Here is a 16,381-nt window from a genome sequence, read left to right on the forward strand (position 1 = left end):
ACATGAAAAAAATTGTAACGATGTCACTTGTCGCGGCAATGGCAATGACTAGTGCGCATGCTGTATCTAACTCGTCACTTGCAGCGAAGTTATCTGCATTGGAAGCAGAGCTTGCAACGGTGAAGAAGGATCTTAAGAAACAAAATAAAAAGATCAATAAAGTAAAATCACATGATGCGAATGATAACATCAAATGGGGTGCTGACTTAAGAACAGCGATTGACAACATCAATTATGATATGGCAGATGGATCAAGTCAAGGGAAGAATGATCTTATGTCTATGAGACTCTGGTTAAATATGGCATACTCACCTGACAGTCATAATGTTTTCAAAGGGCAACTTTCTATGCATAAAGCATTTGGTGCTGATTTTGGCGCTAGAGGCTGGGGTATGGATAACTTTGACTGGGTAACGAATGAAGCACTGACAAATGATAATTTGAGAGTACGTCAAGCATACTGGCTTTATTTAGGAGACAAAGCATTTGGTGCAGATATTCCTTGGACATTCTCTATAGGAAGAAGACCGTCTACAAACGGATTCCTTGCAAACCTGAGAGATGATGATGCAGCACAGTCACCACTTGGCCATGTGATCAATGTTGAGTTTGACGGTTTGAGTTCAAAACTTGATCTTTCCAATATTACTGGTGTACCTGGTATGTCAATCAAACTTTGTATGGGACAAGGTTCAACAAATGCAGCTGCAAGATTCAGTACGTCGACAGATTATGCCAATCTTGATGGCGCAGTAGATGATATTGCACTTGCAGGATTTATCTTTGAACCATATAATGATGGTCAGTATATTGTAAAATCGACATATTACAAAGCATTTGACTTACCGGATGTTGTTGATCCTATGGATCCAACTGCTGGAATGGAGAATGTAGGTGATATGGAAGGTGCTGCTCTTTCTGTATTGGTAGACGGTCTTACTGATGATGGTTTCTTGGCAGATACAAAAGTATTTGGTTCATTTGCATGGAGTAAAACACACCCGGATGATGGTGAATCAATGCTAGGTTCTTCAGAGAATGAGACAGGTACATCATACTGGTTCGGTGCACAAGTACCTCTTCTTGGCGGAAAACTTGGTGCTGAGTTTAATCATGGAAGCCAGTATTGGAGACCATTCACCTATGCGGAAGATACAATGATCGGTTCTAAATTGGCGGCCCGTGGTGATGCTTTTGAAGTATATTATACATATCAGTTAACTGAATCATTAAGTGCGCAACTTAGATATACGTCTATTGATTACGATTATACAGGAAGTAACGGATTCTTTGGAAGTACAACAGGAACTTCTTACAGTATTGATGATGTTAAAGCATGGGCTGCTGCCGGCGATCTGACAGCACAGGGTATGCTGCCTTATATTGTAGAAAAAGCACAGGATGCTAGATTCTATATTAGATACAGATTCTAATCCTCTTTAACAAAGGGTTTTCCCCTTTGTTAACCTCTCTTTACTTCTTTCCACATTTTACACACTTTTCTTTTTTATACTATATAAATATAAATTATAAATATGGATTAAAAGATGTTTGGTTATAATATTATATTGTTCTGAATAATGGTAACATGCTTCAGAATTTTGGCGCTTTCTTTACGATAGATAAGCGTCAACCTATTCACACACAAAGGAACACAATGAAATCAATGATCAAAGGTTTAATGGTAGCACTTTTGGTAACTACCGGACTAATGGCAGAGGCAGCTCAAGAAAATGATGTTAGAGTATTTACATCCGATAATACAGAGGGAAAGATCACAGCAAAAAGTATAGAAGAGGCATTTAAAAAAGCAGGTTTTTTCATAGCGGCGAATAATGATATGAATTTTCCATTCAAGCGTGACTTTAAAACAACTCCTTTTGATGTTTATAATCTCATGGTTGTATTCAGAAAAGATACGGCTTTGGCATTGGCTGAAAAATATCCTGATATCGGACTTTTCACACCTATGAGTATGTCTATTTATACAAGAAAAGGAGATAAAACCATTTCTGTTTCATCTCTTGAAGCTTCAGCAATGGCTAGAATGATGAATATCCCTGAAGATAATCCGGAAATGGTTGCATTGGGCAAGAAAGTAGAAGAGGCACTGAAAGCAGCTATGCCTAAAGGTAAATTTGTACCTCTCCCGTATAAGATGAAAAAGCCTACACATGATATTATCACTCGTGTTACATTTGAGCAAAAAGGTGATGACTGGGAAGAGGCGAAAGATGATTTTGAAACAGCATTTGAAGAGCAGTTGGCTCCAAACGGATTTGTGATGGCCGGATTTACTGACTTGAACTATGATTTTGACGAACATGATAAAGACTGGTATCTTTTCTATGATGTCTATTCAATCTGTAAAATTGCAGTGATCTATGAAGTAGCAAAACTACATCCTGAAGCTGGTGCTTTTGCTCCTTGTTCAGCATATAAATATCAGAAAAAAGATGAAAAGACAGTGCATATGGCATTCCCTAATGTATATAAATGGATTGCAGCACTGAATATAGAAGACAAAGCATCGATCGATGTACTTCTTGATGCTCAGAAGAGATTTGAAGATATGTTATTAAAGATCACAAAATAGTGATACTTAATCATGCAGGCAGACTGCCTGCATGATGCATAGTTAAAAACAACTAAGCCAAGAGATAGATACTGTCTCCTACTTTTACAGACCCCTCTTGAATAACTTTCCCAAAAATACCTCTGTCATTTCTTAATAATTTCGGTAACAGTTTATCTGCTTTGGATAGATGATTACATAATGTACAGTTTTGACTGATCTCGAGAACAGTATCACCTATTTGAAGTTTTGTCCCTATATCCAAATGATAAGGGTTGTAGTCTATTAATAAGTTTTCACCCAAGGTACCGTAGGGAATATCGATTTGATGTTTCTTAACAAGTTCATAGCTTTGAATAGATGTAATTAGCACAGACCTCTGTATATCTTTATTATAATGCTTGTCTTCAATAACTCCCTGCGTATCTACTTCTATTTCTCTTTTAGCTATGGGAGTTGAACTCTCTTTTATTGAGATATAGAGAGACAGAACTTTTCCTACGTGTATCATTTATATAAAAATCCTTATCAATTAATGTACCTATTCTAACATAAAAAGATTAGATATTAGATGAGAAATTCAGCTTATAATATAAAGTAGATCACTGTTAATATTCAGGTAAGTATTCTCCATTATACTGTCATATATGATTTATTTTTAAAACATATATTTTATTGATAATAATCACATATTTTATTGATCATGTATTTTGAAATGTAATAATTTGTATATATTTTACAAATATATTAGAAAAAGTGATAATTATTCAATAATTACTTGACATTTTAATTTGTTTTCTATTACAATCAAACACAATAGTAACTCTAACTATAACCAAAATTGAGTATTACTAATAAAAATAAGGAGGTTATATGACTAAGATAAGTAAAGCTTCTCAGGCTGAAACACAGCAGTCCAGCAGAAGAGACTTTTTTAGAAAAACAGCGGCGTATTCGGTCAGTGCATTGGCAGCAGCAAGTGTAATGGCACCGGTAAAAATAAATGCAGAAGATGATCCTGCGATCGTAGAAGAAAAACCATGGGGGACAACATTCGGTTTCCCTGTAACACATAATCTTTATGGACAACCATCTCCATATGAGCATCATGTTACAAGAAGAAATACAAAACTTCTTTCTTCCGGAAACTACTATGCATCGATAGCAATGTGTCCAATTCATGAATTACACGGTATCATAACACCAAATGGTCTTTTCTTCAGCCGTAGTCATGGAGGTACTGCAGAAATCGATCCGAATGAGCATCGTTTGATGATCCATGGTTTGGTTGAAAAGCCACTGGTATTGACTATGGATGAGTTGAAAAAATATCCAAGTGTAAGCAGAATTCACTTTATTGAGTGTCCTGCAAACGGTGGACCGGAGTGGAGAGGGCCTCAGTTCCCTTCTATTCAGTTTGCCAAAGGAATGATGAGTTGTGCAGAGTGGACTGGTGTTTACATCAAAGATATTCTTAAAGATCTTGGCCTTAAAAAAGAAGCATTATGGATGTTGGCAGAGGGTGCAGACAATTCACATATGGGTAGAACGATACCTGTAGATAAAGTTCTTGATGATGCAATGATTGTATGGGGACAGAATGGTGAAGCGTTACGTCCTGAACAAGGATATCCTATAAGATTGCTTGTTCCAGGTTGGGAAGGTAACCTTTGTGTTAAATGGCTTAACAGACTTGAATTTGCAAGTGAGCCTTTCTATGCCAAAGAGGAAACAGCAAAATATACTGCGCTCAAGCCAAGCGGAAAAGCAATACAGCATTTCTATGCCAATGAGGTAAACTCTATCATTACATCACCATGTCCGGATAAACCATGGATTGACCTGAAAAAAGGTGACATTGTTGAGATCGAAGGTTTGGCATGGAGCGGTATGGGTACGGTCGAAGGTGTTGATATCTCTTTTGACGGCGGTAAGAACTGGGTTGAAGCGAGTCTTAAAGGATTGGTGCTGCCAAAAGCATGGACCAGATTCAGCTATATCTATAAGTATGAGGGTAAACCACTGCTTCTTTCAAGCCGTGCAAGAGATGATGCCGGTCATATTCAGCCTTCTGTCAAGCAGGAAAGAGAAGTTATGGGTGTAGAATCCATATATCACAGAAATGGTATAGCAACATGGGAAGTTACAGAAAAAGGAGAGGTGAATAATGTTCAAGTCTTATCATAAATTATTATTATCAACAGTTCTGGTTGCTGCTGCAACTTCAACTGTTGCATTTGCAGGGGATAAAAGTGTATCTCATACTTATGCAAATGGGAAAAAAGTCATCGATGGTGGTGTAACTTATCCTGTAACAAAAGGAAAAACAGCATCATATTATGTAAATACAAAAGCATCTAAAGGCGGATTTACATTTGGTAGAAAACCAACAACTAATGAGATAAAAGCCTGGGATATTGATGTAATGCCTGATGGTACAGGTTTACCGGAAGGTAAAGGTACAGTTGAAGAGGGTGATACAATCTATGAAGAAAAATGTGCATCATGTCACTTTGACTTTGGTACGGGAGGTGCCGGATATCCTGCATTGCAAAAAGGTAATGCCTATGAAGGTCAAAAGTCACTTAAGAACCAAAGATTAGGTCCAGATGATGATGGTCCGATACGTGTTTTTGGAACATACTGGCCAGCAGCAAGTACATTATGGTGGTACATTAAGACAGGTATGCCTCACCCGGCACCAATGACTTTGACAAATGATGAAGTCTATGCATTATCTGCATATATTTTATCAATTAATGAGATGACAATAGACGGTGAAGAACTTGATGATGAATATGAGTTGAATAAAGAGAAGTTCATGAAGATCGTTATGCCAAACAAAGATGGATTTGAACCTAAAATTGATGGTCCAAAAGGTCCGGATAATGCACGTGCATATTTCAATAATGTTAAAAATTACGGAAATGGTACAAGATGTATGAAAAACTGTTTTGACGGTAAGCCGGTACTTGCAAGAATCTCTGGGGCAGGAATCAGTGATTATGAACCACCTATTTCTACAAAGAGAGAATTGCCTCCGAAAAAAGAGGGTGCAGGTGCTGAGCATCCGGGGAAGAAAACTTATGAGGCATCATGTGCAGTATGTCACGCAACAGATGCAATGGGTGCACCGGCAGTAGGCGATAAAAAAGCATGGGAAGCTGTGCTTAAAAAAGGTTTGGATAAAGTCTATGCTAATGCGATTAACGGTATCAACGGAATGCCTCCAAAAGGTGGAACATCATTGGATGGTGCCAAAATGAAAGAAATAGTAGACTATATGGTCGGTGCAAGTAAATAAGAGCATTCACATTTGCTTCACAATAAATTTGTAATATAATAGGAAAGGGTGTAAAAACCTTTTGCTTCATAGTAAATCTATATTTAAGGAAACAACATGAACAGAAGAAAATTTTTAGGTTTAGGTGTTATGGCAGTAGCTGCAATGCCGGCGACTTTGAGTGCATTGAGTACAATTGACTTTAGAGCGACAAAACCTGATACATGGACTGCACATAAAGTAGATGCAGCAATTAAAGCACTTTACGGTGATATCAAGGTGGAAGAGAGCGGTGTAACGGTAAAAGCACCAAAAGTTGCAAGTAACGGTGGAGCGATCCCTGTAACAGTAAAATCTGACCTCTCTGCAAAATCAGTAGCGGTATTCCAGGATGCCAATCCTGAAGCGACTGTATGTGTATTCAACACAGACAAAGATTCGATCATTGATTATATGTTCAAAATCAAAATGAAAACCTCTGGTACAATTACTGCGATCGTTGAAGGTCAAGATGGTAAGTTCTACAAAGGTGCGATCACTATTGAAGTTGCTAAAGGTGGATGTGAAGGTTAATTTGACCTTTCACACAGTTTGAAATAAAAAGTAAAGATAAAGGAATATCATGGGTAATATGAAAATTAAAGCAAAACTAAAAGGTGATGTGATTGGTGTAAAAGCGATGGCTAAACACGATATGCTTACTTACGACCAGGCGAAGAAAAAAGGTAAAGAAGCAAATTTCATTACACATATCACTGCTAAAGTAGGTGACAGAGTAGTTTATGATGTATCTACAAGCCAGTTCTGGTCCAAGAACCCGCAGTGGAAGTTTAAATTCAAAGGTGCAGCAAAAGGTGATATGGTAGATATTACTTGGACAGACCTTTCCGGAAAAACTGTTACTGAGAGCAAAAAAATTAAATAATTTTTTTGCATATCTGTCTTGACCTTCGGGTCAGATAGAGTAATATTCTATAAGTCACTTAAGAGTGATTTATATGGTTTTACTTACTTCAAACCAGTGTGTTACGACTCTTGTGAGTGTGGCCTCTTTTCTTCTTTTGAAATGTCCATTCAGATCAAACCCTTCCGTACCGTATCCCTCTTTGTATTCATTGATAAATGCCGCATAGGTATCTTCTTTCATGGCAGTAATTTCATAGGTGACTTTGTCATAGATAAGCCCATCCTCTTTACTCTGTTCTCTTGATATTTTGTTGACATTAATACTACCGTATCTCTCTTCTTTTGTTTGTGTCATATTCATCTCAAGGTATGCACGCATGGAAGTGATCATATGCTCTAACTGTGGCAGTGGTATATCATTCTGATTGGCCTCTATAACTGTTGCTAAGACCTTAGTGTATCCCCATGCTCCGCTTACAGAAAGATCAGTGTCAAATGCTGACCTGATCACGTCTTTAAGATCGTTGTCGGATGCTATTTGTTTAAAATCTGACATATTCACTCCATTTATGAATTCAATAACGCGCATTATAGCCTATTTACTAAAATCACACTATAATCTGTAAAGCAGATAGTTAGGAGAATATATGAAAAAGTATATTGGGTTGTTTATGGTCGTATTATGGGCTGCAGCAGGAGTTCAAGCGATAGAAACAGAGAAATCGGTGATAAAAAAAGCATCATCAGGAACAAAAGAGAGTGAATTTACTTTAGGTCAATATGGTGCATTCAAGTTTGAAAAAGTCAATGGCAATGTTTATGTGATGCATGGACCTGTGGTAGAACCGAACAAAGAGAATGAAGGGTTTATGAATAACCCTGCCATCATAGAGGGAAAAACAGGTCTGATCATTGTTGATCCGGGCGGGAACTATAATGTAGGTAAGAAGATCTTGGCACAGATAGAAAAGGTAAGCAAGAAGCCTGTTTTGGCAGTTTTCAATACGCATAAACATGGTGATCATTGGTTTGCCAATAAAGCCATTGTAGAGAAATACCCTCATGTGACCATCTATGCACATGAACATATGATCAAGGTAGCCAAAGAGGGGGAGGCAGATAAGTGGTACGGGATACTGGATAGAATGACTGAGGGGAATCTTGAGGGGACAAAAGTGTTTGCCTACCCTACAAAAGCACTTAAAATGGGCGACAAAGTAGAAGTGGATGGAGAGACTTTTGTGGTAAGACATCCCAAAGTTGCACATACGGATACAGATCTTCTTATTGAGCATGTGAACAGTAAAACACTCTTTTTGGGTGACAATGTAATGAGAGGGCGTTTGGGTGCATTTGACAGCTCTTCCAGTCTTTTAGCCAACATTACTTTGCTTGAAGAAGTAAAATCCCAAAAAGCCTTGACATTATATGTTCCCGGACATGGAAGATCCGGAAAGAGAGATGAGACAATAGATCCTTATGTGAATTATCTGAAAATTGTTAAAGAAGAGGTAGCTAAAGCCTATGAGGATGATAAACAAGCCTATGAAGTGAAAGATAAAGTACTTGAGCGACTTAAAGCGTACAAAGATTGGGATGCAATAGATCATGTCTTGGGAAAACATATGAGTAAAGCATATGCTGAGATAGAGATGAGTGATATGTAACACAGCACGTATGTGCTATGTAGTTAAGTTTAAAGTCCGGCTTCCTGAATAGCTTCTGTTTGTGCATGTGCAATAAGTGGATCAATCACGAGTTTTAAGTTCCCGTTGTTCATTACATCATCCAATGCATAAAGCGTAAGTCCTATACGATGGTCTGTGAGCCTGTTTTGCGGGTAGTTATAGGTTCTGATCTTTTCAGAACGATCCCCTGAACCTACCTGGAGTTTTCTTTGGCTTGATGTTTCATCAAGTTGTTTTTGAAGTTCTGCTTCATAGACCCTTGCTTTGAGTACTTTCATTGCTTTATCTCTGTTTTTATGTTGTGACTTCTCATCTTGGATCGCCACAACGATACCTGTCGGAATGTGTGTTAAACGTACAGCAGAATCTGTAGTGTTAACTGATTGTCCCCCACATCCGCTTGAACGGTAGACATCCATCTTGATCTCATTCGGTTTGATATCCACTTCAACATCATCTACTTCAGGGATGACCGCTACAGTGATGGCAGAGGTATGTACACGCCCTTGTGTTTCTGTATCCGGAACACGTTGAACACGGTGGGTACCTGCTTCATATTTGAGCTGAGAGTAGACACCCTCACCTTTGATCTGTGCAATGAGTTCCTTGTATCCTCCGGCAGTTCCGTCATTGGTACTGACGATTTCTACTTTCCACCCCATTTGCTCAGCATAGCGTGAGTACATTCTAAATACATCAGCCACAAAAAGAGCACTTTCGTCTCCTCCGGCACCGGCTCGAAGTTCAAGGAAAATGTTTTTGTCATCATTTCTGTCTTTGGGGATCATAAGGATCTTGATCTCATCTTCCAAAGCAGGAAGCATGGGCTCAAGTTCACTGAGTTCCTCTTTTGCTAGATCACCTAGCTCGGCATCTCCCAGAAGTTCTTTGTTCTCTTCTATGGCATCAGCAGTCTCTATGTAGAGTTTTGCTTTTTCTACCAGATCATTAAGCCCTGACTGTTCTTTGCTGAGTTCTGTCATACGGCTGATATCACTGGCAATATCCGGAGAACTTAGAAGTTTGCTGATTTCGTTATATCTATCGATGAAAGGTTGAAGTTTTTCTTTGAACATAGGCGTTCTTTATGTTAGATTGTGTTTATGAAGGGGTATCGAGACTGCTTATGCAGCTTCGATTTTGTTTACCATTTTATGAAGACGACTTACTTTTCTAGCTGCAGTTGTTTTTTTGATAAAACCTTTGCTTACTAGTGAGTGGATTTGTCTGTTTGCTACTTTGAATGCTTCTGCCGCTGCAGTTTTATCTGCTGCTTCTACCGCTTCATGTACTGCTTTAGTGATGTTTTTGATTCTTGTTCTGTAATATCTGTTTCTTTCAGTTCTTACAGCAGTTTGCAAAATACGTTTTTTTGCTGATTTATGGTGTGCCATAGTCGGTTCCTTTAAGTGTTGTCTCGAATATAGATTAGTACTTTCTAGCTATTTCGAGTGAAATTAGTGCGCGAATGATATCCAAAATAACATTAAAGAATTATTAAAAAATATTTTTGAAAGTGTTTAGAGGTACTCTTAATTAAAGTTCCGTTAAAATTAAGACATTATATTTAAGGAAATTATTGTGACACTTTTTGGAACAGATGGCGTACGCGGGAAAGCAGGTAAAAAAGTAAATGCAGTTAATGCTATGAAATTGGCGATGGCAACAGGAATTTACTTTAAGCAGTTTAGAAAAACCAATAAGATCCTGGTAGGAAAAGATACAAGACGAAGTGGTTATATGATTGAAAATGCCATTGTTTCTGGATTGACTGCAGTAGGTTTCGATGTGATCCAGGTTGGTCCTATGCCCACACCGGCCATTGCCTTTTTAACAGAGAATATGCGCTGTGATGCCGGTATTATGATTTCGGCAAGCCATAACCCGTATTATGACAATGGAATCAAATTCTTTGATGGAGAGGGTAATAAACTTAATCGTGATGAGGAAGAAAAGATTGAGACGATCTATGAAGATGATGAAGCAATAAATGCGGCACAGGCTACAGGCAGATCTATAGGAAAATCAAAAAGAATCGATGATGTGATAGGTCGTTATATTGTACATATCAAGAACTCATTTCCCAAACCGTTGACACTCTTCGGAAAGCGTATAGTAATAGATTGTGCAAATGGCGCAGGTTATATTGTCGGTCCTACCATTTTCCAGGAATTGGGTGCTGATGTCATCGTTATAGGAGCTAAACCGGATGGATTCAATATCAATGAAGGCTGTGGTGCAATGTATCCTGAAAATCTGGGCAAAGCAGTATTGGAGTCTCGGGCGGATATAGGGATCGCACTTGATGGTGATGCAGACAGGCTGGTCATGGTAGATGAAAAAGGAGAAGTGATCGATGGAGATAAACTGATGGGTGTTCTTGCAGTGTATCTTCAAGATCAAGGAACACTGAAAGGTGGAGGTATGGTCGCTACTGTAATGAGCAATCAAGGGCTTGATGAGTATCTTTCAGGACAAGGTCTGAAACTTTTAAGATCTGCAGTAGGGGATAAAAATGTGGTAGAGATGATGCAGGCAAACGGTATGAACTTCGGTGGTGAGCAGAGTGGACATATTATTTTTTCTGATTATGCAAAAACAGGAGATGGTATTTCGAGTGCTTTACAGGCATTGGCATATTTGGTAAGTACAGAACAGAAGGCCAGTGAAGCATTTAATCCTTATGAATCATCTCCTCAACTACTGGTAAATTTATGGGTAGAAGAGAAGAGAGAATTTGAAACGATCAAGGGGCTGGATCTTCTGAAAGAAAAAGTTGAGAGCTTAGGTATGCGACATCTTTTCCGATATTCGGGTACGGAAAACAAGATACGCCTCTTACTTGAAGGCAAAGATGAAGCAAAGCTTGAGGCAATGATGGAAGAGTGTGTGCGTTTCTTTCAGGGAGAGCTGGTTTAATGCGGGAAGTTGCTGTCTTTCTGATTGTTGTATTGGGGACATTCATTATCGATCAGAATATCAAGTCGCTTTTTCTTGAAGGCTATTATCATGCAGGTACATGTATAGACCTGGAGCTGCATTATAATAAAGGTGTTGCTTTTTCCATGTTCTCTTTTATCGGTCCTTATTTGAAATGGATACAGAGTCTTTTGATCATTGCAATACTTTATTATGTTTTTTCGGAAGGTTATATTAAACGATATGCTTTCCCGACAGGGCTGCTTATAGGCGGAGCGCTGGGTAATGTGTATGACCGTTTTGTACATGGTGGAGTGGTTGATTATGTCGCATGGCATTGCGGGTTTAACTTTGCAGTATTCAATTATGCGGATGTTGCTATAGATATTGCGGTTGTATGGATCGTTATCGGGGTATATTTTTTCCCTGAAAAATCTCAGGCAAAATGAGAAAGTTCCTTGTTTTTATACTTTGCCTCGGATGGCTCTACGGAGGTGTTTCTTCTGTCAATATTATTCCGGATCAGGGAGAGGATCATTGGACGGGTATCCGGATTCTTGACCAGAAGCAACTCTCTTTTGAATCTATTGGCGGTATAACATTTTCTGAGATCTCAGATATTGCCTATCACCGGCAATCTAAAAAACTGTATATGGTGAGTGATGAAGGAAAGCTTTTTGTTTTTAAAGCCAAATTCATGGAAACGATAGAAGAATTAGAGGCACTTTCCTCTGTAAAACTTAGAAAAAAGAACGGTAAGAAATTTAAAAAATGGCGCCGGGACAGTGAAGGAATGACGCTTGACGGAAGAGGAAGGCTTCTTATCTCTTTTGAAGGAAAAGCAAAAATAGCCTGCTTCCATAAAAATTCCAAGAAATATGGACATCTGATACAAAAATACCATTTGCCTAAAAAATTAAGAGATACCAAAAATTACCGCAGTAAAAACAAATCTCTTGAAGCCCTTGCCTGGCATCCACAATATGGTATATTGACTGCTGCCGAATGGCCTTTGAAAAGAGATGATAAGAAAATACATACGATCTATGCTTTGAGCGGAAAAGAGTGGCATTTTAAAGCAGAACCGGAAGCGAAAAGTGCTGTCTCTGCCATAGAAGTGATGGATGACGGGAATGTGCTTGTTCTTGAACGCTCGTATACGGGATTACTGAACCCTTTTGTGGTAACATTGAAAAAAGTGTATTTAAAACAGTGTAAAAAAGGGGTATGCAGAAGTAAGGTTATAGTAAAGATGAACAGCCATAAAGGGTGGAATATTGATAATTTTGAAGGTTTGGCAAAAGTAGGCCCCCATCGTTATGTGATGATCAGTGATGACAATGATAACTTTTTTCAGAAAACACTTTTAATTTATTTTGAGGTACTAGATTAGCTCGAGGTATCCCAGTAGTTGTTCATGTACTTTTCCATTACTGGCGATGATGCTTTTATCATCAAAATCAAATGTTTTTCCATGTACATTGGAAACTTTGCCACCCGCTTCTAAAAGTATGAGTATTCCTCCGGCAACATCCCACGGTTTTAAGTCTATCTCATAAAAAGCATCGAACTTACCTTTCGCTAAGTAGCAGAGGTCAACAGAAGCAGCACCTAAACGGCGTATGTCTCTGATGTGTGGTAGTAGATTTGTTATGCAGTTGATAACCCAGTGGTATTCGATACCTTGGTTGACTTTTGCATAAGGGAATCCTGTAGCGATGAGGGACTGTTGGAGTTTGTCTTGTTTGCTTACGGCTAGTTTACTTCCATTACAGTAAGATCCTTTACCTTTGACTGCCCAGAACATCTCTTCCAAGACGGGGTTATACACTACAGCCATTACAGGGTTTCCTCCTTCCCATACTCCTAGAGATATAGCAAGATAAGGTATACCGTGGATGAAATTTGTGGTGCCATCTATGGGGTCTATATAGATAGCCTTGTTGTAATGGTAGTTACCTTTGTGACTCTCTTCACCGACAAGGGTGTAGTCCGGAAAATATTTTTTAAGTTCTTTTAAGATGAAGTTCTCTGTTTTGACATCATACTCCGTAACGAGATCAACAACACCTTTATGGGTTATCTCTTTTGATGTATGGTAGCCTTCTTTAACTATTTTTCCCGCATCTTTTGCTATCTGTTTAAGTATTTCTATTTTATTATCCATAATAAAGTATAGTATAATCTCCCTATGAAAAAACAGTTACTCTATACTATATTAATACTTCTTTTGGGCATGATGGTGTTTTTTGGTTCAAAAGCCTATACTCAGGCAAAAGCATATGAAAGAGCAACGGCATTACTTGTGAGTCATATGAGTGCAAAGAAATTGGCAGAATTTCAGCTTAAAGAGCTTGCCGAACGCTTCTCTTTAGGACTTTACAAAAATGGTAAAAAAGACAATCTTGAAAAATTGAGAGTAGAACAAAAGATTCACAAAAAGAAGAGTCAAGTGTATACACTCTATTTTATACTGTGGCTTCTTGGAATACTGGGGAGCTATTTCTTGATCTCTTTACGGGTATTTACTTTTTTTGGTTCTTTAGCTGCATTGGTGACGTTGGTGTTTGGACTGATCACTCCTGTTATGATGGTGACTATTCACAAAGAAGTGGAGTATTTGGGTGATGTGGTACTTTCATTTGAATCCAAAGGAGTCATTGGTTCTATTGAAAAACTTTTTGGAAGCGGAGATATTGTAGTGGCGATAGCCATATTGCTTTTCTCTGTATGTATACCTATGGTTAAAACACTCTCGTTACTTTTTGTTTCTCTCTTTAAAGATAGTAAATTTGCTCATGGTATCGTGACATTTTTTAAGATGATAGGAAAATGGTCGATGGTAGATGTCTTTGTGGTGGCGACTTTTTTAGTCTATCTTACTGCAAACAAAGGAGATGTAAGTCGTGCAGAGGTTGAGGTGGGGCTTTACTTTTTCCTTGCATATGTGATCGTCTCTATGTTGGTGAGTCTGAGTGCAGACAGGATGTTGCACAGGAGCAAAGCAATCAATGATCAGGGTCTGTAAACCCTTACATTTTCACGTGACTCCGAGTCGCGTAAGTATTGTGCATGCAGTTGGCTCATAATACCTTTTTCACAGTAGAGCAGGTACTCTTTGTCCTGTGGTAATTTTTTAAACTCTGTTTTGAGTTTATAAAAAGGTATCTTAATACATTTGCAAGGCGTAGTAATGCACTCCTCTTCAGCACGAATATCTATGACAACATATTCTCCTTTGGTCAGATCATGTATTACTTCTATCGGGGCTGCGTTGCTTACATCATCTATGATCTCATCAACATAAATCTTAACAGAGTCTTCCACAGCTTTGTCCAGTACAGTGTAATTAAAACGTTTGGCTTCTTTTTCCATACGTTTGTACGAACCGTGTACAATGGGATTCTTGGAGATGACACCGCAATACTCCGGCATATTTTCTGCAAATCGGCGGGTGCCTATTTCATTGGCTATATTGATGATATCCGGTTTATTCATTGTTGCCAGCGGGCGCAGGATAAGTTTATTGGAAACTTGGTCTATAAGAGCCAGGTTACGCAGTGTCTGACTGGAGACCTGTGCAACACTCTCACCCGTTACAAGTGCATCTATCTCCATGGAATCAGCGATCTTTTCTGCTGCCATGAGCATGAGGCGTTTAAGGGTAACTCCCATATATGTTTCATGGGTAGAACGGAATATCTCTTCTATGACTTTATCAAAAGGTACAGAGATAAAAGAGACACGATGTGAAGCACCATACTTCGACCAAAGGTAGAATGCAACCTGTTTTACTCCTATTTCATGAGCGATACCCCCAAGGTTAAAGAAAATAAAGTGGGTTTTTATCCCGCGTTTCATCGTCAGATAACTGGCTACTGTAGAGTCAAAACCACCAGACATAAGAGAAAGAATGTCTCCTTGTGTACCTATAGGAAAACCACCGAGTCCTGCATGTTTGGTGGTGATGATGTTGAGTTGTTTGTTAATGAGTTCTATGCGCACTGTTACTTCCGGCTGATGCAGGTCTACGCCTTTTGCATTGCAGTGTGCCAGCATATACCCTCCAACTGTCTGCTCCATTTCTGTAGAGTTGAAGGAGTGTGTACCTGTACGTTTTGCACGGATCACAAAGGTTTTGCCTTCCACCTCTTTTGCCATCACTTCTGCAACTTTTACTTTAATGTCTGAGAGTTCATCCATGCCATCAAACTGTAAAGCTTCAAGTACCTGTTCTATGCCGGGAGTGTGTAACAGGGTTTGTCGTACCTCTGTAAGTACATCCGTGGGGGTAACGACTTCTATTTTATCGCTAAATTTTTTAACTTTAATTTCAGGGCTGTATATTTTTAAGAGTTTTATGAGGTTATTGTAGAGTTGTCCCACCATCTGTCTTTTGGCAGAAGAGCCTTTCACCATGATTTCAGGAAAGAGTTTTAAGATAAATTTCTGTGTATTGACTGATGTGAATTCCACGATTTATAGCCTTGTTTTTAAAGAACATTATAACACAAGAGGACTAAGGCTTGAAACAATATGTATGGGTTGAGAAGAATATACTTATTCCAGATATCGGCTCGGAACTTGGCGAAGCGCATTTGCTAAAGAGTATCTGTCCAAAGGAGACAATGTCTATGCCATAGGGAGAAGTTTCCCGAAAGAGCTTGACCATGATCCTCATTTTTTCTTTTTTCCTTTTGATTTTAGTCAAACTTTTATGATACAGATCCGTATTAAAGAGTTCATCGACAAACACTCGTTTGATCTTGTTATTTTAAATGCAGGTATCTTTTCTCGTTCCCACGTTGCACGTGGTAACCCATACTCTAATATGAAAATAAAAAAGTTTATAAACTGCCCTTGGAAGATTTCTCTCAGCAGACACGGTCATACAAGCATAAAGGGAACAGGCTGAATTAATCTTGTTCAGCTACTTTTATTTACGCCATAATACATAAAGTATATAATAAAAAAATCTTAACTTTCGTACCTAAATACTCCTTAACAGAC

At 38.5% G+C, this 16,381-nt stretch carries 17 protein-coding genes; 11 read left to right on the plus strand and 6 right to left on the minus strand.

What is annotated here, in order from left to right; all coding sequences use genetic code 11:
- Positions 1-2 precede the first annotated feature (2 nt).
- Both ACZ48W_RS07115 and ACZ48W_RS07120 read left to right on the plus strand, forming a co-directional pair.
- Positions 3-1,433, plus strand: coding sequence for a DUF3373 family protein (locus tag ACZ48W_RS07115; protein WP_464827648.1), 1,431 nt, complete (start codon positions 3-5; stop codon positions 1,431-1,433).
- 224 nt (positions 1,434-1,657) lie between these two features.
- On the plus strand, positions 1,658-2,596 hold the full coding sequence (locus tag ACZ48W_RS07120; RefSeq protein WP_464827650.1) for a DUF302 domain-containing protein: 939 nt from the start codon (positions 1,658-1,660) through the stop codon (positions 2,594-2,596).
- Between the two features lie 52 nt (positions 2,597-2,648).
- Here the strand turns inward: ACZ48W_RS07120 and ACZ48W_RS07125 are convergent, their stop codons facing one another.
- Complete coding sequence (locus ACZ48W_RS07125) at positions 2,649-3,086, minus strand: MOSC domain-containing protein (RefSeq protein ID WP_464827652.1); 438 nt, start codon at positions 3,084-3,086, stop codon at positions 2,649-2,651.
- 362 nt (positions 3,087-3,448) lie between these two features.
- On the opposite strand from ACZ48W_RS07125, the gene soxC reads away from it, so the two are divergent.
- The 4 genes from soxC to soxZ all read left to right on the plus strand — a co-directional run bounded on the left by soxC (position 3,449) and on the right by soxZ (position 6,783).
- Positions 3,449-4,762: a sulfite dehydrogenase gene (soxC, locus tag ACZ48W_RS07130; protein WP_464827654.1), complete on the plus strand. Its 1,314-nt coding sequence runs from the start codon at positions 3,449-3,451 to the stop codon at positions 4,760-4,762.
- Positions 4,743-5,879, plus strand: a complete 1,137-nt coding sequence (locus ACZ48W_RS07135; protein WP_464827656.1) for a c-type cytochrome — start codon at positions 4,743-4,745, stop codon at positions 5,877-5,879. The genes soxC and ACZ48W_RS07135 overlap by 20 nt, the downstream gene beginning before the upstream one ends.
- A gap of 96 nt (positions 5,880-5,975) precedes the next feature.
- Positions 5,976-6,431 (plus strand): thiosulfate oxidation carrier protein SoxY, encoded by a 456-nt coding sequence (locus tag ACZ48W_RS07140; protein ID WP_464827658.1) that lies wholly within the window; start codon positions 5,976-5,978, stop codon positions 6,429-6,431.
- Positions 6,432-6,480: 49 nt separating this feature from the next.
- Positions 6,481-6,783, plus strand: coding sequence for a thiosulfate oxidation carrier complex protein SoxZ (gene soxZ, locus ACZ48W_RS07145; protein WP_464827660.1), 303 nt, complete (start codon positions 6,481-6,483; stop codon positions 6,781-6,783).
- A 69-nt stretch (positions 6,784-6,852) separates the two neighbouring features.
- On the opposite strand, the gene ACZ48W_RS07150 is transcribed toward soxZ, so the two are convergent.
- A complete protein-coding gene (locus tag ACZ48W_RS07150) occupies positions 6,853-7,320 on the minus strand; it encodes a hypothetical protein (protein WP_464827662.1) in 468 nt (155 codons plus the stop codon).
- Between the two features lie 91 nt (positions 7,321-7,411).
- Between ACZ48W_RS07150 and ACZ48W_RS07155 the strand changes: the two genes are divergently transcribed.
- Positions 7,412-8,431: an MBL fold metallo-hydrolase gene (locus ACZ48W_RS07155; RefSeq protein ID WP_464827664.1), complete on the plus strand. Its 1,020-nt coding sequence runs from the start codon at positions 7,412-7,414 to the stop codon at positions 8,429-8,431.
- A gap of 29 nt (positions 8,432-8,460) precedes the next feature.
- Here ACZ48W_RS07155 and prfA read toward each other — a convergent pair whose 3' ends face one another.
- Positions 8,461-9,528 carry a peptide chain release factor 1 gene (prfA, locus tag ACZ48W_RS07160; protein WP_464827666.1) on the minus strand — a complete coding sequence of 356 codons (1,068 nt, stop codon included), beginning with the start codon at positions 9,526-9,528 and terminating at the stop codon, positions 8,461-8,463.
- Between the two features lie 48 nt (positions 9,529-9,576).
- Entirely contained in the window at positions 9,577-9,846 is a 270-nt protein-coding gene (gene rpsT / locus ACZ48W_RS07165; RefSeq protein WP_464827668.1) for a 30S ribosomal protein S20, read from the minus strand.
- A 187-nt stretch (positions 9,847-10,033) separates the two neighbouring features.
- On the opposite strand from rpsT, the gene glmM reads away from it, so the two are divergent.
- Genes glmM through ACZ48W_RS07180 form a run of 3 tightly spaced genes read left to right on the plus strand, consistent with a single transcriptional unit; the run spans position 10,034 to position 12,764 of the window.
- Positions 10,034-11,371 (plus strand): phosphoglucosamine mutase, encoded by a 1,338-nt coding sequence (gene glmM, locus ACZ48W_RS07170; RefSeq protein WP_464827669.1) that lies wholly within the window; start codon positions 10,034-10,036, stop codon positions 11,369-11,371.
- Positions 11,371-11,820 carry a signal peptidase II gene (gene lspA / locus ACZ48W_RS07175; protein WP_464827670.1) on the plus strand — a complete coding sequence of 150 codons (450 nt, stop codon included), beginning with the start codon at positions 11,371-11,373 and terminating at the stop codon, positions 11,818-11,820. Before glmM ends, lspA begins: the two co-directional genes overlap by 1 nt.
- Complete coding sequence (locus ACZ48W_RS07180; RefSeq protein WP_464827671.1) at positions 11,817-12,764, plus strand: esterase-like activity of phytase family protein; 948 nt, start codon at positions 11,817-11,819, stop codon at positions 12,762-12,764. The genes lspA and ACZ48W_RS07180 overlap by 4 nt, the downstream gene beginning before the upstream one ends.
- On the opposite strand, the gene ACZ48W_RS07185 is transcribed toward ACZ48W_RS07180, so the two are convergent.
- Complete coding sequence (locus ACZ48W_RS07185; RefSeq protein WP_464827672.1) at positions 12,756-13,538, minus strand: inositol monophosphatase family protein; 783 nt, start codon at positions 13,536-13,538, stop codon at positions 12,756-12,758. The two genes, ACZ48W_RS07180 and ACZ48W_RS07185, sit on opposite strands and share 9 nt — an antisense overlap.
- Positions 13,539-13,562: 24 nt before the next feature.
- Here ACZ48W_RS07185 and ACZ48W_RS07190 point away from each other — a divergent pair, with 24 nt between their 5' ends.
- A complete protein-coding gene (locus ACZ48W_RS07190) occupies positions 13,563-14,399 on the plus strand; it encodes a paraquat-inducible protein A (RefSeq protein ID WP_464827673.1) in 837 nt (278 codons plus the stop codon).
- Here ACZ48W_RS07190 and thiI read toward each other — a convergent pair.
- Positions 14,387-15,847 carry a tRNA uracil 4-sulfurtransferase ThiI gene (gene thiI, locus ACZ48W_RS07195; RefSeq protein ID WP_464827674.1) on the minus strand — a complete coding sequence of 487 codons (1,461 nt, stop codon included), beginning with the start codon at positions 15,845-15,847 and terminating at the stop codon, positions 14,387-14,389. The genes ACZ48W_RS07190 and thiI overlap by 13 nt on opposite strands.
- Between the last annotated feature and the right edge of the window lie 534 nt (positions 15,848-16,381).

This window comes from Sulfurovum aggregans, assembly GCF_055385215.1.